19 protein-coding genes are annotated in these 19,593 nt (G+C 46.3%); 13 read left to right on the forward strand and 6 right to left on the reverse strand.

What is annotated here, in order from left to right; translation table 11 throughout:
- The 9 genes from Q0241_RS04160 to Q0241_RS04200 form a co-directional block, all read left to right on the forward strand.
- On the forward strand, positions 1-361 hold a 361-nt coding region (locus tag Q0241_RS04160; protein ID WP_299373578.1), incomplete at its 5' end, for a transketolase C-terminal domain-containing protein.
- Positions 362-390: 29 nt separating this feature from the next.
- Entirely contained in the window at positions 391-1,389 is a 999-nt protein-coding gene (locus Q0241_RS04165; RefSeq protein WP_299373580.1) for a class I fructose-bisphosphate aldolase, read from the forward strand.
- A gap of 102 nt (positions 1,390-1,491) precedes the next feature.
- Positions 1,492-2,502, forward strand: coding sequence for a type I glyceraldehyde-3-phosphate dehydrogenase (gene gap / locus Q0241_RS04170; protein WP_299373583.1), 1,011 nt, complete (start codon positions 1,492-1,494; stop codon positions 2,500-2,502).
- Positions 2,503-2,662: 160 nt separating this feature from the next.
- Complete coding sequence (locus Q0241_RS04175; protein ID WP_299373586.1) at positions 2,663-3,316, forward strand: thiamine phosphate synthase; 654 nt, start codon at positions 2,663-2,665, stop codon at positions 3,314-3,316.
- An 86-nt stretch (positions 3,317-3,402) separates the two neighbouring features.
- Complete coding sequence (gene efp, locus Q0241_RS04180) at positions 3,403-3,969, forward strand: elongation factor P (protein WP_047762249.1); 567 nt, start codon at positions 3,403-3,405, stop codon at positions 3,967-3,969.
- An 86-nt stretch (positions 3,970-4,055) separates the two neighbouring features.
- Positions 4,056-4,856 carry an inositol monophosphatase family protein gene (locus Q0241_RS04185; protein ID WP_299373596.1) on the forward strand — a complete coding sequence of 267 codons (801 nt, stop codon included), beginning with the start codon at positions 4,056-4,058 and terminating at the stop codon, positions 4,854-4,856.
- Positions 4,857-5,034: 178 nt separating this feature from the next.
- A complete protein-coding gene (locus Q0241_RS04190; protein ID WP_299373599.1) occupies positions 5,035-6,588 on the forward strand; it encodes an OmpA family protein in 1,554 nt (517 codons plus the stop codon).
- Between the two features lie 103 nt (positions 6,589-6,691).
- Positions 6,692-7,852: a flagellar motor protein MotA gene (locus Q0241_RS04195; RefSeq protein WP_299373601.1), complete on the forward strand. Its 1,161-nt coding sequence runs from the start codon at positions 6,692-6,694 to the stop codon at positions 7,850-7,852.
- Positions 7,853-7,858: 6 nt separating this feature from the next.
- The gene (locus tag Q0241_RS04200; RefSeq protein WP_299373604.1) at positions 7,859-9,181 is read left to right on the forward strand and encodes a peptidoglycan -binding protein; all 1,323 of its coding nucleotides are present in this window, start codon (positions 7,859-7,861) and stop codon (positions 9,179-9,181) included.
- A 73-nt stretch (positions 9,182-9,254) separates the two neighbouring features.
- On the opposite strand, the gene Q0241_RS04205 is transcribed toward Q0241_RS04200, so the two are convergent.
- On the reverse strand, positions 9,255-11,087 hold the full coding sequence (locus tag Q0241_RS04205) for an ABC transporter transmembrane domain-containing protein (RefSeq protein ID WP_299373607.1): 1,833 nt from the start codon (positions 11,085-11,087) through the stop codon (positions 9,255-9,257).
- A gap of 226 nt (positions 11,088-11,313) precedes the next feature.
- Between Q0241_RS04205 and rpmE the strand changes: the two genes are divergently transcribed.
- On the forward strand, positions 11,314-11,538 hold the full coding sequence (gene rpmE / locus Q0241_RS04210; RefSeq protein ID WP_085901212.1) for a 50S ribosomal protein L31: 225 nt from the start codon (positions 11,314-11,316) through the stop codon (positions 11,536-11,538).
- A gap of 34 nt (positions 11,539-11,572) precedes the next feature.
- Here rpmE and Q0241_RS04215 read toward each other — a convergent pair whose 3' ends face one another.
- Positions 11,573-11,971, reverse strand: a complete 399-nt coding sequence (locus tag Q0241_RS04215) for a DUF1465 family protein (protein ID WP_299373613.1) — start codon at positions 11,969-11,971, stop codon at positions 11,573-11,575.
- Between the two features lie 339 nt (positions 11,972-12,310).
- Between Q0241_RS04215 and Q0241_RS04220 the strand changes: the two genes are divergently transcribed.
- A complete protein-coding gene (locus Q0241_RS04220; RefSeq protein WP_299373616.1) occupies positions 12,311-12,772 on the forward strand; it encodes an Hsp20 family protein in 462 nt (153 codons plus the stop codon).
- 561 nt (positions 12,773-13,333) lie between these two features.
- Here Q0241_RS04220 and Q0241_RS04225 read toward each other — a convergent pair.
- The 3 genes from Q0241_RS04225 to Q0241_RS04235 form a co-directional block, all read right to left on the reverse strand.
- A complete protein-coding gene (locus tag Q0241_RS04225) occupies positions 13,334-14,122 on the reverse strand; it encodes a 3-hydroxybutyrate dehydrogenase (protein ID WP_299373619.1) in 789 nt (262 codons plus the stop codon).
- Positions 14,123-14,155: 33 nt separating this feature from the next.
- On the reverse strand, positions 14,156-15,115 hold the full coding sequence (locus tag Q0241_RS04230; RefSeq protein WP_299373621.1) for an AEC family transporter: 960 nt from the start codon (positions 15,113-15,115) through the stop codon (positions 14,156-14,158).
- Positions 15,116-15,190: 75 nt separating this feature from the next.
- Complete coding sequence (locus Q0241_RS04235) at positions 15,191-15,373, reverse strand: DUF1192 domain-containing protein (protein ID WP_299373624.1); 183 nt, start codon at positions 15,371-15,373, stop codon at positions 15,191-15,193.
- A 218-nt stretch (positions 15,374-15,591) separates the two neighbouring features.
- On the opposite strand from Q0241_RS04235, the gene Q0241_RS04240 reads away from it, so the two are divergent.
- Both Q0241_RS04240 and Q0241_RS04245 read left to right on the forward strand, forming a co-directional pair.
- On the forward strand, positions 15,592-16,575 hold the full coding sequence (locus Q0241_RS04240) for an NAD(P)H-quinone oxidoreductase (RefSeq protein ID WP_299373692.1): 984 nt from the start codon (positions 15,592-15,594) through the stop codon (positions 16,573-16,575).
- 144 nt (positions 16,576-16,719) lie between these two features.
- Positions 16,720-17,373: a cell cycle transcriptional regulator TrcR gene (locus Q0241_RS04245; protein ID WP_299373627.1), complete on the forward strand. Its 654-nt coding sequence runs from the start codon at positions 16,720-16,722 to the stop codon at positions 17,371-17,373.
- Between the two features lie 138 nt (positions 17,374-17,511).
- Here Q0241_RS04245 and Q0241_RS04250 read toward each other — a convergent pair whose 3' ends face one another.
- The gene (locus tag Q0241_RS04250; protein WP_299373630.1) at positions 17,512-19,410 is read right to left on the reverse strand and encodes a propionyl-CoA synthetase; all 1,899 of its coding nucleotides are present in this window, start codon (positions 19,408-19,410) and stop codon (positions 17,512-17,514) included.
- Positions 19,411-19,593 lie beyond the last annotated feature (183 nt).

Here is a 19,593-nt window from a genome sequence, read left to right on the forward strand (position 1 = left end):
TAACCCATCTGTACTGGAGCGTCAGGTCACCCTGTTGGCAACGGGATCAGAAGTCGAGATTGCAATTGCTGGTCAGAAACTTCTTGAAGAAATGGGCATTGGTACAGCCGTTGTTTCCATGCCATGCTGGGAACTGTTCAAGCAACAGCCACAGCATTACCGTGATGAAGTCCTCTCCCCCGGCACACTAACAGTTGCCGTTGAAGCTGCCCTTCCATTTGGCTGGCACGAGTGGATTGGATCACAAGGTGCATTTGTCGGGATGACCGATTTCGGTGCTTCGGCCCCAATTGATCAACTCTACAAGAAGTTTAAAATTACACCTGAAGCAATCGTAGACGCAGTTAAAGCACGTCTATAAAGCTTAGGATCTGTTAAAGGATTTTAGATATGACTGAATCACTTGCAGATATTGCACAAGCTCTTGTAGCCAGCGGCAAGGGAATTCTTGCCGCTGATGAGAGCACAGGCACCATAAAAAAACGGTTTGATTCTATAAGCGTAGAATCAACCGAAGACTCTCGTCGCGATTACCGCGAGCTTTTGTTCCGAGCAAAAGGCGGGAATGATTTTATCAGCGGCGTCATTCTTTATGATGAAACCCTTCGTCAGAATGCAGCTGATGGCACGCCCCTTAGTAAAGTCCTTCAAGATCAAGGGATCATTCCCGGCATTAAAGTTGATCTTGGGGCCAAACCACTTGCCGGGCATGACACTGAGACGATCACCGAAGGCCTTGATGGCCTCAGGGATCGCTTGAAAGAGTATGCAAAACTTGGCGCCAAATTCACCAAGTGGCGTGGTGTTTATAAAATCACTGAAGAAACCCCCAGCTTTGCAGCGGTTAGCGCCAATGCACACGCCTTGGCACGCTACGCTGCGCTTGCACAAGAAGCTGGCTTAGTTCCAATCGTTGAACCTGAAATCCTGATGGATGGTGATCACGACATCAATGTCTGCCAGGCCATTAGCGAAGAAGTTCTGCGGTCCGTTTTTGCCGAATTGGCAAATCAGGAAGTCGAGTTGGAAGGTATTCTTCTAAAACCAAACATGGTGATTGCCGGACAGGATTGTCCTCAACAGAGTTCTGTTGACGAAGTTGCTGAACGCACTGTCGCAACCCTCTTGCGCTGTGTGCCTGCTGCTGTTCCGGGCATTGTTTTCCTATCTGGTGGTCAAAGTGATGATTTAGCAACAAACCATCTCAATGCCATGAACAAGATCGGTAGTAATCTGCCATGGAAGCTTAGTTTTTCTTATGGTCGTGCCCTACAAGCAGCCCCCCTCAAAACTTGGGCTGGTAAAAAAGAAAATGCCGATGCTATGCAACAGGCATTTTTGAAAAGAGCCGAGGATAACAGCAGGGCGTCGACAGGCACCCTGAATTAATCTTCAATTAAATGAGCACCCCATCCGAAAGGTTGGGGTGTTGTACTAAGAGGCAAAAGCCTCGAATACGTGTAACTAAATAAAGAAAATAGGTTCCAAATCATGACAGTCAAAGTTGGAATCAATGGTTTTGGTCGCATTGGTCGCCTCACACTTCGTGGAGCAATTGAAACCAATCGTGACGACATCGAAATCGTTGCTATTAATGCATCTGGGGATCCCGCTATCCACGCCCATATGCTTAAATTTGATTCCGTTCACGGCACCCTCAATGCAGAGGTCGAAGCGGATGATGAAAACATCATTATCAACGGCAAAAAAATCAGAATGTTGCATGACCGCGACCCGGCTAAATTGCCGTGGAGCGATTACGGCGTCGATATCGTGCTGGAATGTACTGGTGCCTTTAACAATGTAGAGGGTTCATCCCTTCACATGGTTGGAGGCGCTAAAAAAGTTTTGATTTCTGCTCCTGCTAAAAAAGGTTGTGATCTAACTGTCGTGTACGGTGTTAATCACAAGCAACTTAACGCTGACCACAAGATTGTGTCTAACGCGTCCTGTACAACAAACTGTCTGGCCCCGGTTGTTGACGTTCTCCAAAATCAAATCGGTATCAAGAACGGCTTTATGACAACCACGCACGCCTACACAGGCGATCAAACAACGGTTGATTCAAAGCATAAAGATTTGCGTCGTGCACGTGCTGCGGCCGTTTCAATGATCCCGACATCAACAGGGGCAGCCCGGGCAATCGGTGAGGTTCTTCCTGAACTTGAAGGCAAGCTGGAAGGAAACGCAATTCGCGTTCCAACCGCCAATGTCAGCTGTATTGATCTGACTTTCACAGCGGAACGTGATACCACCGTTGAAGAAATCAACAACGCTATGATTGATGCTTCCAAAGGATACCTCAAAGGTGTTCTTGGCATTAATGCCCTACCGTTGGTTTCCTGTGACTTCAATCACAATCCCTCATCATCTGTTTTTGATACCACGCAAACCCAGATTATCGGGGGTAACTTTGTGCGCGTTCTGGCTTGGTATGACAACGAGTGGGGCTTCAGCCTTCGTATGTTGGATACAGCCGTTGCGATGGGAAAGCACCTGTAACAAGAATATAATTCTTTGATTTGAATGGGGTTCTTTTGAACCCCATTTTCTTTTCTGGCTCTTTCATTTGTTCTTTTCTGGAATGACCTATTCGCTTTTGTGATATGAGCTATTCTTTTCTATCCATTGCCAGCAAGCACCCGCTTCGGTATGAGAAGGTATGAATTCAGAAATTTATCTCCTAACACCCACCGACCTGTTGTCTGGTGACAAGGACGTCGAACAGTTCAAAGCCACATATATTCAGGCCTTGGACGGAGGCGGGATCTCCTGTGTTTTGCTGAGTGGGACAGCTAACAACGCAGAAACATTGAAGAAAGCTGTTGAAACCCTTCAGCCCATAACGCAAGAACGTGATATCGCCTTTCTCATAGAAGATGATTACCAAAACGCCAAAGCGTTTGGGTGTGATGGTGTGCATCTAAACGATGCAGGTAGCTATAAAGAAGCACGCGAGTATCTTGGAACAGATTATATTGTTGGTGTTGACTGCGGTATATCTCGGCACGATGCAATCCTAGTTGGCGAGGCTGGGGCTGATTACGTTGCCTTTAACAATAGGCGCCCCTTGCCGGAAATTGAAGATCCTGACGTTCGTGAATTTGAAGAAGGCGGCCCCAAAGGTCTGGAACTTCTCACATGGTGGCAAACGATGATGACGCCCCCTTGTGTATCCATGGATGACATCACAATTGAAATCGCGAAAGCACATGCTGAAGCCGGGGCCGATTTCATCGCGCTACAAACTGCCGTATGGAGCCATCCTGATAATTCGACAACGGCAATCATAGAAGTAAACGAGGCGATTGCCTGAACGCTTAGGACCTGATAGTTTCCCCAGCGACATAAAAGTACACACACTAATTGATGTTATTTGACAACTGAAGACGGGCACAGATCATGAAAATTAACGGTAATGCCATTCGCCCTGGCAATATTATTGAGCACAAAGGCCGCCTGATGCGTGCCATGAAAACTCAACACACGCAACCGGGCAAAGGTGGGGCGTACCTGCAAGTGGAACTAAAAGATATCCGCGATGGTACCAAAATGAATGAACGCTTTCGCGCAAGTGAAGATGTTGATCGTGTCCGCCTGGATCAAATCGAATATCAGTTTCTTTTCCGCGAAGATGACATGCTTACCTTCATGAACAATGAAAGTTACGAGCAAATCGCTTTGCACGAAGACATGGTTGGTGAACCTGTTATCTTCCTCCAAGATGGAATGACAGTTTCTATTGAGTTATACGAAGAAGAGCCAATTTCTGTCGTTTTGCCTGACACCGTAATCTGTGAAGTTGTCGAAGCAGACGCCGTTGTCAAAGGACAAACAGCGTCTTCTTCTTACAAGCCTGGTGTTCTGGATAATGGCGCCCGTATCTTGGTTCCCCCACACATCGCAGCTGGCACACGCATTGTTGTTAACACTGCTGATGGTAGTTATGTGGAACGAGCCAAAGACTAAATCGTTTATCACAGAGGGGCTTAATCAGGCCCCTCTTAAAACACGGCCCCTTAAAGTATGGCCTTCTGACACGGAAAGTAATTTCGATGGTATATCGCTCCCCCCGTATTACGGTTATGATCCGCGCCGCTGAAAAAGCCGCCCGTAGCCTGAAACGCGATTTTGGTGAGGTAGAAAACCTACAGGTTTCCAAAAAAGGACCTGCTGACTTCGTTTCAACAGCAGACCTTAAAGCTGAGAAAATTCTCAAGGAAGAGCTGAAAAGAGCGCGCCCTGAATTCGGCTTTCTTACAGAAGAAGCCGGCGTAGAAAAAGGCGAGAGCAAGGACGAGAGATGGATTATTGATCCCCTTGATGGCACAACAAACTTTCTACACGGTTTGCCCCACTTTGCCATTTCTATTGCTCTGGAAGTTCGTGACGAAATCGTTGCCGCTGTTGTTTATGATCCGATCAAGGATGAAATGTACACGGCAGAAAAAGGTAATGGCGCTTATTTGAATGACCGTCGTCTGCGTGTTTCTGGCCGTGTAAGCCTGGATAGTACGATCATTGCGACAGGAACTCCTTTCCTTGGACGCGGTGACAGAGGCCCATTCCTGCGTGAAATCAATGCTGTGATGGCACAAACTGCCGGCGTTCGCAGATGGGGGGCAGCTGCTCTTGATCTCGCTTATGTTGCAGCCGGACGCTATGACGCATTCTGGGAAAGAGACCTTTCAGCTTGGGATGTTGCTGCCGGCTTACTTCTTGTAAAAGAAGCTGGCGGGTCGGTCACAGAAATCGATGGACGAGCTTTCAAACTAAAAAGCGAGAGTATTCTTTGTGCGAATATTGATTTGCACCCTAAGATGGTGAAATTGTTCAAAGAGTCCGGTAAATACTAGCTTTCCGCGCTCTCTAAATTACCATTTTGACTATTTTACAAAGGCTCATCATCGATGAGCCTTTGTTTCTTTTAGCCTTCCCTATTGTCGTATCCCTCTATGAGCATTAAGCTACGGACAAAGATTCACATTTGAGAATCATCCTGGGGGATGGAAATTGTTCAAGCCTATGAGCTATATGCATAATAATAGACACCAAAATCGCTCAACATTGTTACAGGCAAGCTGTGCCACACTCGCACTACTATGCAGTACATCAGCAGCGGTTGCACAGAACACAACAATCATTGGCGGGTCTGGAAGTTCTGGCGTTTATGTTAATGAACAACTGATTGGATCCGTTCCTGCCTATTCCAATGGATATTCCTATGGTGGGCAAATCAGTGGGCAAACGCCCCCAGCGGGCTACCCTGGTGCCGGAAACAATCAATACCTCAGCAGACCGGGAAACCTGCTTTTCCCACCTGAAAATTTCCCTCATAGTCAGGTCACAGTAAACAATTTCGCTGACTTTCAAGGTTCAGGATATAACCAAAGTCCATATTCTGCACAGGGCAATCCGCAGAACTATAATTCCTGGCAACAACGATATGGTCAAAACTCTTATGCTCAGGGGACCTATCCGCAACAACCGGGGCAAACAACAAATTCAAGCCTCTACAATCCTTACGGACAACCTCTTGTCCCCTTATCACAGGTATCCGGTACTCGAGTAGCAAGCACAGGGCAACAGCCACAGTATCCATCTCAAATCCCGGCCTTTTCACCCCAATCACAGTTATTGGTTCCGCCCCCAAATGGTGGAAGTCGCGCTGTACAGAACGCACCAGCTATAGAAAAAATCCCTTCGGCTCCGGCACCTCAAGCTCCTGTGTATGAAACTGCGTCAGTAACACCTGCGCCCAAAGCCACGTCTAAAAAGATTGAACCTGTTAGTCAGGCCCAAGCACCAAGTTCCAGAATCCCCCCCGCCCCGGCCGTGGAAGAGACACAACCAACCAAGGTTGAGCCTGTTGCAACACCGAAGATTGTTGAACCAGAAATTGTTGCTCAAAAAGCTCCATCCCCCAAAGCTCCATCCGTGGAAGAGACTACAGAAACAGCCGCAACAGCAGCTGAAGGAACAACGTTCTCTGCACCTGCACCAAAAGTAACAGTGCCAACACCGTCAATCACAGCCCCAGCTCCAAAGATTGAAACTGTGACCGCAGAGCCTGTTTTGACACCGCCACCAGTTCCAGAGCCTGCTGAGACTGTTTCTGAAACGGCAATACCAACGGCACCAACAATAGCGGAAACTACCTTAACAGAGAGCACGGAAGCGCTTGCTCCGCCACCTCCTCCAACAGAGGCTGAAGCGACACCTTCACCCGTAGAATTGTTACCAAACAACGAAACTGCCGCCGTTACCTCCCCGGAAGAACTTGGGCCTATCCAGTTATTATTTGAACCAAGTGATGCGGATTTGAGTTCAGAAGCAAGAGCACAACTAAATACACTCGCAGATCAGCTTTTAGCCGACGACAGTAAAGTTGTTCAACTTCTGGCCTATGCGGGTGATAACGAAAGTAATGCGCAAGCCCGCCGGATTTCTCTCTCCCGAGCCCTCGCTGTCCGAGGTGTACTTATGGAAAAAGGCATACCGAGCACTAGAATGCATGTTCGTGCATTAGGTAACAAAGCTAAAAACGGCAACCCGGACCGGGTAGAGATTATTCCTGTCCAAAACTAATTCTTAGAGCAACTCTCGTGCACGGGAAGTGGCTGTCTTAGTTTTGCCTAATAAAAGCTGTACCTTGCATGAAAGTTTCTAAATACCAGAGGGCGCTTAACGCATGAAACGGCCAACACGCTACCTTATCCGAATGGGGATTTTTCTGGGGATCGTAAGTATTGCTGTTGCAGCGCTTGCCCCAAGTCTCCAGGAAGCTTTCATAGCCAATGCAGTTATGAACGGCATGATTTTAGGCGTTCTTTTCTTGGGTATTATCTATATTTTCCGGCAAGTACTCTCTCTTAATCCAGAGCTTGCTTGGCTGGAACACCTAAAAAGAGAAACAGAAGGCGGTTTGGTTTTTGCCGGTTCAATGAACGAAGTCAGAGAACCAAGGCTTCTCGGCCCCATGGCAACCATGATTGGAGAGAAAAAAGGCAAACTGAGCCTTTCCACTCTTTCCATGCGGACTCTTCTCGATGGTATCCAAAGCCGCATAGAAGAAAGCCACGATATCTCCAGATATTTGATCGGCTTGCTGATTTTCCTAGGTCTTCTTGGAACTTTCTGGGGACTGCTGGAAACCGTCAATGCCGTCGGCGATACAATCGCTGGCCTCAGCACAACAGCAGATGATCCCTCTGCTATGTTTGACGAGTTGAAATCTGGTTTAGCAACTCCATTATCCGGTATGGGAACAGCCTTCAGTTCTTCATTGTTTGGCTTAGCGGGTTCATTGGTTCTCGGCTTCTTGGAATTACAAGCAGGACAGGCACACAACCGTTTTCTCAACCACTTGGAAGAATGGCTGTCAGGCATCACCAAGCTTTCCAGTGGCGGTCCCGGCGCTGAAGGTGACCAATCAGTTCCAGCTTATATTTCTGCGCTTTTAGAACAAACAGCCGAAAGCCTTGAGAAACTGGAAAGAACAATGTCTCGGGATGAGGAAGAACGTGTTCGCGGGAATCAGTCTTTAATTACACTAACGGAACGGATGTCCACACTGACGGATCATATGCGCGCAGAACAAAGCGTTATGCTCAGCATTGCAGAAACACAATCACAGCTAAAACCAATCCTCAGCCAATTGGCGCAAACACAATCTACCCAAGCAAACGCCGGACTAGACGAAGCCTCTAAAGGACACCTAAGAAGCATGGACCTTCGCTTGGAGCAACTTTCTGGTGAAATAGCAAATGGCAGAGAAAGTTCTGTCCAGGAAATAAGAAGCGAAATTCGTCTGTTAACTCGCACATTGGCAGCAATGGCAGAAGGCGAATAACTCCGAATGTTTTCAGCCAGCCGCAGAAGTAGTAAAAGATCTATCAATATCTGGCCTGGTTTCGTCGATGCCTTGGCAACATTGCTTCTTGTCATCATTTTCGTGCTCATGGTCTTCATGGTTGCTCAGTTCACCCTCAGCAACGCACTTAGCGGCAAAGACAAGGCACTTTCAAACCTCAACAAGGAAATTAGCGAACTTGCAGAGCTCCTCTCACTAGAGAAATCGGCGAACACTCGATTGCGGTCCAGCGTGACACAGCTAACAACAGAATTACAAAGCTCCATATCTTCACGTGACAGTCTCGCGAATCAATTAGCGTCTCTCTCGGAAGACAAAGAAAATCTGGAAGGCGAATTACTCTCTGTCAGTAAGCAATTAAAGGACCTTGTTAGCGCACAAGCTCTGTTACAAGAAAACAACGACCAGCTCGCAACCGAAAAACAACAACTTCAAGACGACAAGAAGAACATAGAAGATCAGCTTTCTGCATTGGAATTGGCTGCTGCCAACCTGTCTAGGGAATCAGCACAAGTAAATGCCGAACTGGAAGACGCTTATAAAGTTATTGAAGCTGATAAAGAGAAAGTTGAAACCCAACTCGCTGAAATAGCCCTGCTGAAAGAGCTCCGGGACAATCTGACGGCAAAGCTCGCAACCGCAGAAACGAGTATTACGGGGCAGAAAGCCCTTACAGAAGAAGCTCAAACCGAAGTCGTACTCCTAAACCAACAGATAGCTGCGCTTCGTCAACAACTCTCGGATATCTCAGCTACGCTGGAAATCACCGAAGCCATTAATGCTGCACAGGAAACACAGATTTTAGATCTGGGAAAACGCCTCAACGTTGCACTGGCCACAAAGGTACAACAGCTGGCTAAATACAGATCAGAATTCTTTGGCAAGCTAAGGGAGGTTTTAGGCAATAGGCAAGACATCCGCATTGTTGGAGATCGTTTTGTCTTTCAGTCAGAAGTTCTCTTTTCCAGTGGTTCAGCAACACTGGAAGCTGGTGGGCAAGAACAGTTGGGACAATTGGCAAAAACCCTCAAAGAGCTCTCTGCCAATATCCCCGATGATATCGACTGGATTTTACGTGTTGATGGCCATACTGATGTACAACCAATCTCTACAGCTGAATTCCCTTCTAACTGGGAGCTTTCAACAGCGAGATCCATATCCGTAGTCAAGTTTCTGATAACCCAAGGCATACCGGCATCCAGACTGGCGGCAACAGGCTTTGGCCAATTTCAGCCTCTCGACAGTAGCCGCGATGAAATTGCCTTCAGACGGAACCGCCGTATAGAGCTAAAACTGACACAACGTTAATAGGTCACCTCAGCAGTCCCTATAAGATGCTTATTTTTTCATAGGGCAATAAGACAAAGACCAAAAAAGAAGTTTAGCTTGCTGCTTGGACCGATAACTCTGCATCCAAATCCGGCCCGAACTGCAACTCAGCCAACCGTGCGTAAAGACCGTCCTGCTTAACCAGCTCAGTATGCGTTCCACTTGCCACGATGCGGCCTTCGTCCATGACCAAAATACGATCTGCTTTCAAGACCGTCGCCAAGCGGTGAGCAATCATGATTGTTGTACGCCCATCCAGCAGATTATCTAATGCTTTTTGAACCGCAACTTCACTTTGAGAATCCAAAGCCGACGTTGCTTCATCCAGAAGTAAAATTTCGGGATCTCTCAGGATAGCCCGCGCAATGGCAAGACGCTGTCTCTGTCCACCAGAAAGACGTACACCTTTCTCGCCGAGATAAGTATCATATCCATCAGGAAGCTTTTCCAAAAACTCGTGTGCAGACGCAGCTTTGGCTGCATTGATTATCTCTTCGCGGCTCGCATCTGGACGGCCATAGCGAATGTTCTCGTAGGCAGTCGCCGAGAAAACCACAGGCTCTTGAGAAACCAAGCCAATGTGTTTACGCATTTCAACAGGGTCAAAGTCGGGAAGAGTAACACCATCAATCTCAACAGCGCCCTGTTGCACATCATAGTAACGAAGCAGTAACTGAAAAACTGTCGTTTTCCCTGCCCCAGAAGGCCCGACAATAGCCACTTTCTCACCTGCTTTGATATCCGCAGAAAACGCTGTCATCGCCGATTGCGTTGGTCTGGACGGATAATTAAAACTCACATCTTTGAAAGAGACTGCCCCTTTAATTTTTGCAGGCAACGGTGTTGGAGCTTCTGGTGCCGCAATATCTGTTTTTAGGGCCAGAAGACTCAACAGACGCTCTGTTGCCCCAGCCGCCCGTTGTAAGTCGCCTATTACTTCACTAAAGGCACCCAGTGATCCCGCGACAACAATTGCGTAGAAGACAAAAGAGGACAGCTCACCGGCGGTTATACGACCTTCCAACACATCGCGACCTCCAACCCAAAGAATCGCACTGATCGAACCGAAAACGAGTACGATAACAATCGCCGTCAAAAGTGCTCGAAATCGGATTCGCGTCACTGCCGTGGTAAAAGCATCTTCGACACGATCCGAAAAATACTGGCGATCAAGCGCTTCATGGCTAAAAGCCTGTACGGTACGAATCGCCCCGATTGTCTCATCAGCATATACACCAACGTCTGCAATTCTGTCCTGGCTGTCTTTACTCAGGGTCCGCACTTTCCGACCAAAGAATAGAATTGGGATCAATACAAAGGGGATAACAAGCGCAACAAACCCCGTTAATTTCGGCGACGTTACAATAAGAAGAACTAACCCACCGAAAAACATCAATAAATTACGAAGCGCGATAGAGAAAGACGACCCAACAACAACCTGTAAAAGCGTTGTATCCGTTGTCAGTCTTGAAAGAACTTCACCACTTCTGGTGACTTCGAAAAAGGCAGGAGACATCTTAATAATATGCCCAAATACGGCGGAACGTATATCGGCAACAACCCTTTCACCAATCCACGACACCAGAAAATATCGCGAATAACTAGCCAGGGCTAAAAGGACCGTTACGCCAAAAAGAACAAAAACAGCCTGATCAAGAAGTTCCCCATTTCCACTGGAAAAACCTTGGTCGATCAGCGCTCTAAGCCCTCTCCCAAGTCCCAACACAGTGCCTGCAGCAATGACGAGGGCGATCATCGCGCCGCAAATCTGTAGCCTGTAAGGCCGCACAAACTGCCATAATAACAACAGGTGCTTTAACTCTTTGCTTTTAGGCGCATCTTCTTTCGATGCGGCAGCTAAACTCTTTCCACTGTTGCGGCTCATACTTGTCTTTCCTGATGAAGGACTCCATTTCTGGACTCCATAAAAATAATAACTTACCTAATAACGGAATTGACCTTTGCACTCCAGTATGAGAAACCACAATTTATTAACGGCTTCAATGCGACCCTATGCCTCTGACAGGTAAATTTACACGATTCGTGGAATTAACTTGCCTCTTGGCGCAGGTTCGGTTAAATAGCCCCCGCTTCCTAAGGGGATACGGACTATGAAAAAAGATATTCATCCAGAATACCACACCATCAAAGTTGTAATGACTGATGGCAGTGAATTCGAAACACGCTCTACATGGGGCAAAGAAGGCGATACTATGCGTCTTGATATTGACCCTAAGAGTCATCCAGCTTGGACTGGCGAGCACCGCTTGGTTGATACCGGTGGTCAGGTTGCTAAGTTCAACAAGCGTTTTGCAGCTTTTGGCATTAAGAACTAAGCCAAACTGTTTAAATGTTAAAAAAGGTTCCGTTTTACGGAGCCTTTTTTTTTGCTCTATCCAATTGAGAATCCAGTCTCGCCACACGCATATAAAGCTGGTAGCTGCGCCCCATCAAATCGACCATTCTTGGGTCAGCACCATCCGGTAATTCATCTGCAGCTTCACAAACGTGGCGTCCAGATATCCTGTTTTCCGGCTCTATGGCCTCATCCAAAGTTATCTCGCCATTAAGAACTGCCCTCTGTAACAAGAGCCAAGCTATAACCTGTGTCAGTCGAGTTGTAAGCCGCATACTTTCACAACAAATTTGCAACCTGTCTTCCGGCTTCAACCATGGATGACGGTTACTGGCTCTATTGGCCAGATAATCCCTTGCCTCTTTGGTGAGAGACAAGGCTTCTTGATAAGTCGAATCCAGATACGTAACCATAAACCGCCTGATCGTCGCTGCCCTGCATAATAACACAGACACATGCAGAGTTTTATTCAACCTACCACAGGTGCCTTAACAAATTCTTGGCCTGAATAACCAATGTGAAAGCCCTCGGGTTTTCGGGCCACTCAGCCAGAGTTTCTTGCCCGCGTTTCTTAAAAAAAATCAATCTCCTAAATCATCCCGCTATTTTTTTATGGTCATATCTTGAAAACACTCAGATCACATCTTAACTCAAACAGTACAAGGAGTGCCAATAGGGCTTCTTAGTATTCCCGAGCCTGACCATGACGGTAGGCTCATTGTTTAGCTTGTTGCTCAGAAGGAGAACACGCAATGCACCATCGTGACCTAACACCATTACTACGTGCAACTGTCGGCTTTGATCGCATGATGAATATGCTTGATGCATCCCCCCGACCAGACACGGCAACATCCAGCTACCCCCCTTATAACATAGAGAAAATAGCCGAACATGATTATCGCATCACAATGGCTATTGCTGGTTTTGCACAGGACGAACTAGAGATCACCATCAAGGAAAATTCTCTTCATGTTTCCGGCAAAAAAGAACGCGATAAAAACGAAGAAGTCACCTATTTACACAGAGGAATTGCAAATAGGTCCTTTGAAAAAAGCTTTGATTTGGCAGACCATATTAAGGTAACTGGGGCAAATCTTGAAAACGGCCTTCTTGTCATTGAGCTGGCACGCGAGATTCCAGAATCAAAAAAACCACGAACTATCCCAATTTCAAATGGGGATTCCAAAGAACCTGAGCTAATAGATCAGAAATAATTTTCAGATCAAATATGCCAAAGGCCGAGCTTATATTCGATAAGCTCGGCCTTTGTTTTTTTTGGCAATATATCTAACAGACATTACGATCTATGTCGTTTGGTCTGTTTGTCCACCCTGTCAACTTGCCTTTGTTATGCAAGAGGTTATGAAGACTCGAGCCTCTCGTCAAGGGGTTGTTTTGTTTTTTGACATTTTTACGACAAAATTTGCCTTTTTTCAGGCGCTTTTCGCTCTCTGAATCAATGCTTATTCAAATGATATCAAAGTATTACGCAAAAAAAATCCGCCGGTAAAAAACCGGCGGCAAGTCAACAGGGAGGCATCAAAAAAAAGACAAATAGTAACAAAAGAACTAAAAAACCTTTTTTGACATTACAAGATTATAAGAAATGAACTAAAAAAGAGTTAACAACATAAATCTTGTTCTTACACTTAAAGATTTAAGATCTATTTTTTCTTTTTCAAGAGGCAAAAATAAAGGGAAGCAAATAAAAAGCTTCCCTTAGGTTCTAGTATTCATCAGATGCAAAATAAATAACTATAATAATAGCTTGTAAATTATTGCGCCATCCATCCCCCATCTATTGAATAGGGTGCCCCCGTCATTTGGTCGGCGGCTTCACTACATAAGAAAGCAGCAAGTTTACCTATCTGTTCAGGTGTTGAAAAATCCTGAGATGGCGTTTTTTCAGAAACCAAAGCCCGCTTTTCTTCCTCAAAAGTTCTACCACTCTCTTTTGCTCGGGCCTCGATCTGAGCACGAACCAAATCAGTTAAGACCCACCCAGGACAGATCGCATTCACGGTAATCCCCTTCGTCGCGACCTCTAACGCAACCGCCTTGGTCAACCCTACAACGCCATGCTTTGCCGCAACATATGCTGATTTATTTGGCGATGCGGTCAAACCATGTGCAGAAGCAACATTGATAATACGGCCCCATCCGTTTTCTTTCATCCCAGGTAAAGACGCCTTTATCGTATGAAAGGCAGACGAGAGATTAATGGCAATAACCGCATCCCAGCGTTCTTCAGGAAACTCATCAACAGGTGAAACATTCTGAATCCCTGCGTTATTCACCAAAATATCAACAGCACCAAGTTTGTCTTGAGCCTCAGATATCATCCCCGTGATTTCAGATGATTTACTCATATCAGCACTTGAATAGGCTACTTTTACACCGAAATCTGTAGCGATTTTTTTCTCCAGGTCTGCAATTTCGGATCGGTCCCCAAAACCGTTCAGCATAATATCAGCACCTTCTGCTGCTAAAATTTCAGCAATCCCCTTACCAATACCGCTGGTCGATCCTGTAATGACCGCCACTTTCCCTTTGAGGCCCGACATTTATTTCTCCTGTAATATAAGAATTGATAACAATTACTTGGGTAAGACGTTCACGTAGTATGCGATCAACATCGTTACCGTAACAACAGATAGAATCGTAGACGAAAGCACGACAGACGCCGCCCTTGCCGTAAAGACCCCATATTGCTGCGCTAAGATAAAAACGTTCACACCTGTCGGCTGCGCGGCCAAAATAACAGCAACTGCTGCCCACAAAGGCGGAACATCAATAACGTTAAAAACAAGGATTGCAACGATGCAGGGATAGATAATTGTTTTTAACACAACAATTAAAAAACTTTGCTTCAAATCACCAGCAAGTTTGAATTCAGTAAGGGATACCCCCAAAGAAAAAAGGGCACAGGGGACAACAGCTCCACCTAACAAAGCCGTGAAACGATCCATAACCGAGACAAACTCATAACCTGAAAGTTGATAAAGCCCACCTGCGATAAGGCCTATGATAATGGGATTGCTCCAAATCGCTTTTGCCAAAGAAAGCAACATGGTTTTGGCCCCTTGCCCTCCATCCCCTTCACGCGACAGGTCATATTCCGTCAACATCGACGTTAAGGCCATAAGTATCGGAGCTTGAAAAGCAATCAACATGGTCAAAGGGACCATGCCTTTATCTCCAAAAGCAGAATAGACTAAGGGAAAACCAAGTAATAAAAGATTGCCATAGGTCGCCCCCATTGCCATCACAGCAGCTTCTTTTAGCCCATGCCCATACAAGAAGCGTCCGAGAACCGCGCTCAAAATAAAAATAGAAAGTGAAACGCTGTAGAAAGCAACGATAAGAGAAAAGTCGATATCCGCTGACAAGTTCCCTTGAGCCATTGTACGGAACAAAAGGGCCGGGATTGCCATATAATATACAAAAAAGGATAGCCCCTTCAAAGCAGCAGAAGACACCCATTGTCTTTTACCAGCGATGTATCCCGACAAGATAATTGCAAAGACTGGTAAAACTATTTCTAAACTGACGAACAAAATGCCCCCTTACCATCGTTACAGTTTTAAGGCCGTTACAGTTTTGCGGCGCGACAAACACCCCAATGACTGGACTTAAGCTTTAAACAAACCGTCCAGCCCCTGACGATGCTTTTCTTTTCGATCTATTTCTATCTGTGTTCTCGTGATCTCGTCCTCTAGCCGCGCAATATATTCTCTTAATTCATCTAACCCCATAGGCTCTAAATTTTTGAGCTGAGGCTTACCTTTTCTGGGCTCAAGATCATCAATATCCATACCATCCCCACTTTTTTTGCTTAAATACGGTTTGTTCACATACAGCCACATATACCTTGGCATTGATTACTAATTATGAATTTCAAGCACATCAATTGTTGCCATTGGCAATCGCCATCTCTGCATATTAAACTGAAGATCTAAAAGAGAAACAGTAGATTAATAACCGACAGGGTAAACGCGTGGCACAAGATACTTCCGGACCATTCCCCGAAAAGATGACGGCAATTGAAATCAAAGAGTACGGTGACGCAGACCAACTGGCGCCGACACACCGTCCGATCCCTACCCCCGCAGAAGATGAGGTCCTTATTAAAGTCAGTTATGCAGGCGTAAATCGTCCAGATGTGATTCAACGCAAGGGTCTCTACCCACCTCCTCCGGGAGAATCCGATATTCCCGGCCTTGAAATATCAGGAACGATTGTCAAAACAGGGGCACAAATCAACCAATATAAACCAGGAGACAAGGTTCTCGCCCTTGTTGGTGGCGGTGGGTACGCTGAATATTGTACTGCCCCGGTTGGACAGTGTTTGCCTATACCAAAGAATCTTTCGATGGAACAAGCCGCTGCGCTACCAGAGACCTATTTCACTGTGTGGAGCAATGTTTTTGATCGCTGTGAGCTTAAATCCGGCGAAACTATTCTGATCCATGGCGGAACCTCTGGCATTGGCACAACCGCCATTCAATTAGCCAAAGCTTTTGGTGCCAAAGTGATTACCACGGCAGGTAGCGATGAAAAATGCCACGCCTGCCTGGATCTCGGGGCCGACTTGGCTATTAATTATAAAGCACAGGATTTTGTAGAAGAATCTAAGGCTTTCACCCAGAAAAAAGGCGTCGATGTCGTTCTGGATATGGTCGGCGGAGACTACATACAACGCGATATTTCCTGTTTGGGAACAGATGGCCGCCTCTGTTTCATCGCTTTCTTGTCCGGATCACAGGCAGATATAAACTTTATGCCTGTAATGCTCAAACGCTTAAAAATCACCGGATCAACCCTGCGCGCACGTTCCAGAGCATTTAAAGCCCAGATTGGTAACAATCTAACTGAAAAAGTCTGGCCGTTAATTGAAAGTGGTAAGCTTGGTCCTCTGATTTACAAAGTCCTACCATTGGAAGAAGCTGCTGAAGCTCATAAATTAATGGAATCATCCAAACATATCGGAAAAATTGTTTTAAAACTTGAAAAGTAGCCCCAAAGCCAGCTAATTAATAAAAAAACACCTCAATCCTTTATTTACTGCTTGGCCTCGCGGTATATTCGGGGTAAGCCACCCGTTGGATACGTATTACCGTAGCCGAAGGATCATTAGCCGACGGCACGATTAGGAGAACCAATGTCTCAACCACTAATGCCAAAAGCGACCGCCGTTTGGTTGGTCGAGAACACATCGCTAACCTTTGAGCAGATTGCAGAATTCTGTCAACTTCACACACTCGAAGTGCAAGGAATTGCCGATGGTGAAGTCGCTGTAGGTATTCGGGGAATGGACCCCATTGCGAATTCTCAGATCACGCGCGCGGAACTAGAACGCTGCGAAAAGGATTCGTCAAAATCTTTGCGTTTTTATCAGCAGGATGATTTGCCACAGCCGTCCAAACGGACAAAGGGTCCTCGTTACACCCCAATTGCAAAACGTCAGGATAAACCAGACGGAATTGCATGGTTGGTTCGTCACCACCCAGAGCTTACGGACAACCATGTTTCAAAACTGATTGGTACGACAAAGAAAACCATTCAGGCGATCAGAGATCGATCTCACTGGAATATTAGTAACATTCGTCCTCGTGACCCCGTATTGCTTGGCCTTTGTAAGCAAGTCGATCTGAACGCGACAATCGACAAAGCGATCAAAGAAGCTGAAAAAGCTGGCCGCATCATTCCAAAACCAGAACCAATGGAAGAGGAAGTTGTAGCTGCACCGGTCAAAGAAGAACTTCCGGAAGATCCCTACGAAGCTTTCACTCGTGCTTTCAAAAAGACCGATTGATATCTACCATATCTGAACAAAAAAAGGCCTCTTCATATTTTTAAGAGGCCTTTTTTATTGGTTGTCCCGTCCTGAAATAAGCTTACATATTTTAAGACGGATCAGTAGATACAATCCCCACCAGAAACAATTACGACGTTACGACTTCGCGTAACCAATGCTTGTCAGGGCTACTCTGATTTCGTCCAAAATTGCCGGATCATCAATGGTCGCAGGAACTTTATAGTCTTCGTTATCGGCAACTTTACGCATCGTCGCACGCAAAATTTTACCCGATCGCGTCTTGGGTAACCGTCCGACGACCACAGCAAGCTTGAAGGCCGCAACCGGGCCAATATCGTGCCTGACTTTTTGTATAACTTCGGCAACAACGTCGCTATGAGATTTTTTGGCTCCCGCTTTTAGAACCATAAAGCCGAGTGGTAGTTGGCCTTTGAGTTTATCTGCCACGCCAATTACCGCGCACTCTGCAACATCTTCATGAGCCGCTAAAACTTCTTCCATCGCCCCGGTTGATAAGCGGTGTCCAGCGACATTGATAATATCATCTGTCCGGGACATGACATAGATATAACCATTTTCATCTTTATAACCAGCATCCCCTGTTTCATAAAAACCTGGGAAACTTGTCAAATAAGCTTGGCGGTGGCGCTCTTTCGCATTCCAAAGGGTCGAGAAGGTTCCTGGCGGCAGAGGCAGCTTACAAACGATTGCCCCGATATCCCCCGCAGGCATTTCATTATGATCTTCAGCATCAAGAATACGAACATCCCACCCGGGAACTGATCGGGCAGGAGATCCAGCTACAATAGGTAGTTCTTCAATTCCAAGACAATTAGAGGCTATCGGCCATCCTGTTTCTGTCTGCCACCAGTGATCAATGACCGGGACCTTTAGTTTTTCCAACGCCCAATTCAATGTATCAGGATCACATCGCTCCCCAGCAAGAAACAAAGTCCTAAAGTGTGAAAGATCATACTTTTCCAGATAAGTAGCGTCTGGGTCCTGTTGACGGATTGCCCGGAAAGCTGTGGGGGCTGTAAAGAGAACGGAAACTTTATGTTCTGAGATAACACGCCAAAACGCACCGGGATCGGGCGTGCCAACAGGCTTTCCCTCGTACATGACAGAGGTTGCCCCGTAAATTAACGGCCCGTACACAATATAGGAATGTCCGACAACCCAGCCAACGTCCGACGCCCCCCAAAAGACCTCGCCAGGTTCAACATTATATATATTCTTCATCGACCAATGCAGGGCAACAGCATGCCCGCCATTATCACGAACAATTCCTTTGGGCTGCCCTGTGGTTCCAGAGGTATAGAGAATATAAAGCGGATCTGTCGCAGCAACAGGGACACAATCAACAGCCGAGGCCTTCGCCTCTGCCTGTGCCCAATCCACATCGCGCTTGGCTGTCATAGATGCTTCTATTTGCGGGCGTTGCCAGATTACACAGTGATCAGGCTTATGTGTTGAAAGATCAATCGCTTCATCAAGCAAAGGCTTATAGGGAATAACTTTGCTCACCTCTATTCCACAAGACGCAGAGACGATAACTTTCGGGCTACAATCATCTATACGCGTTGCAAGCTCATTAGCTGCAAATCCGCCAAAGACGACCGAGTGAACAGCACCAAGCCTTGCACAAGCCAACATTGCGACCGCCGCTTCCGGTATCATTGGCATATAAATAATAACGCGGTCACCCTTTGCAACACCAAGCTCAACAAGTGACCCCGCAAATTTGGCGACACGATTTAAGAGATCGGAATAGCTGATATTCTCTTTTGTATCGGTGACAGGGCTATCGTATATCAAGGCTGTCTGATCGCCCTGCCCCTGTTCTACATGTCGATCAAGCGCGTTATAGCAGGTGTTTAGTTCTCCCCCGCTAAACCATTGATAAAAAGGCGCGTCAGTGTCGTCTAGCACTTTGGCATATGGCTTATACCAATTAATTTCCGATGCGGCTTCGGCCCAGAAAGTCTCTGACTCTGCCAAAGAACGCGCTTGCACGTCATCAAATAAACCCATGATGTTGTCCCAACATGATTATATATTTTTTATCCAGCCTCCCCGACCGGTCAGAATAGCTTGCTGCATATTAACTAGGGGATCAATTTCCCCAATAGACAGAAGCCTGCATTAGATAATTATTTTACAAATTTTTTACAGGCAAGATAATAAAAAAAACACCCGCCCGGAACAACCGAACGA

The sequence above is a fragment of the uncultured Kiloniella sp. genome (assembly GCF_937128705.1).
In the GTDB taxonomy this organism is placed as follows: Bacteria; Pseudomonadota; Alphaproteobacteria; order Kiloniellales; family Kiloniellaceae; genus Kiloniella.

Bases quoted from the DNA above. Each gene is read 5' to 3' on its own strand.
- Q0241_RS04185 (WP_299373596.1), top strand. From the start codon at position 4,056: ATGGTATATCGCTCCCCCCGTATTACGGTTATGATCCGCGCCGCTGAA.
- Q0241_RS04225 (WP_299373619.1), bottom strand. From the start codon at position 14,122: ATGTCGGGCCTCAAAGGGAAAGTGGCGGTCATTACAGGATCGACCAGC.
- Q0241_RS04190 (WP_299373599.1), top strand. From the start codon at position 5,035: ATGCATAATAATAGACACCAAAATCGCTCAACATTGTTACAGGCAAGC.
- efp (WP_047762249.1), top strand. From the start codon at position 3,403: ATGAAAATTAACGGTAATGCCATTCGCCCTGGCAATATTATTGAGCAC.
- Q0241_RS04175 (WP_299373586.1), top strand. From the start codon at position 2,663: ATGAATTCAGAAATTTATCTCCTAACACCCACCGACCTGTTGTCTGGT.
- rpmE (WP_085901212.1), top strand. From the start codon at position 11,314: ATGAAAAAAGATATTCATCCAGAATACCACACCATCAAAGTTGTAATG.
- Q0241_RS04205 (WP_299373607.1), bottom strand. From the start codon at position 11,087: ATGAGCCGCAACAGTGGAAAGAGTTTAGCTGCCGCATCGAAAGAAGAT.
- gap (WP_299373583.1), top strand. From the start codon at position 1,492: ATGACAGTCAAAGTTGGAATCAATGGTTTTGGTCGCATTGGTCGCCTC.
- Q0241_RS04195 (WP_299373601.1), top strand. From the start codon at position 6,692: ATGAAACGGCCAACACGCTACCTTATCCGAATGGGGATTTTTCTGGGG.
- Q0241_RS04215 (WP_299373613.1), bottom strand. From the start codon at position 11,971: ATGGTTACGTATCTGGATTCGACTTATCAAGAAGCCTTGTCTCTCACC.
- Q0241_RS04250 (WP_299373630.1), bottom strand. From the start codon at position 19,410: ATGGGTTTATTTGATGACGTGCAAGCGCGTTCTTTGGCAGAGTCAGAG.
- Q0241_RS04220 (WP_299373616.1), top strand. From the start codon at position 12,311: ATGCACCATCGTGACCTAACACCATTACTACGTGCAACTGTCGGCTTT.
- Q0241_RS04240 (WP_299373692.1), top strand. From the start codon at position 15,592: ATGACGGCAATTGAAATCAAAGAGTACGGTGACGCAGACCAACTGGCG.
- Q0241_RS04165 (WP_299373580.1), top strand. From the start codon at position 391: ATGACTGAATCACTTGCAGATATTGCACAAGCTCTTGTAGCCAGCGGC.
- Q0241_RS04235 (WP_299373624.1), bottom strand. From the start codon at position 15,373: ATGGATATTGATGATCTTGAGCCCAGAAAAGGTAAGCCTCAGCTCAAA.
- Q0241_RS04200 (WP_299373604.1), top strand. From the start codon at position 7,859: ATGTTTTCAGCCAGCCGCAGAAGTAGTAAAAGATCTATCAATATCTGG.
- Q0241_RS04245 (WP_299373627.1), top strand. From the start codon at position 16,720: ATGTCTCAACCACTAATGCCAAAAGCGACCGCCGTTTGGTTGGTCGAG.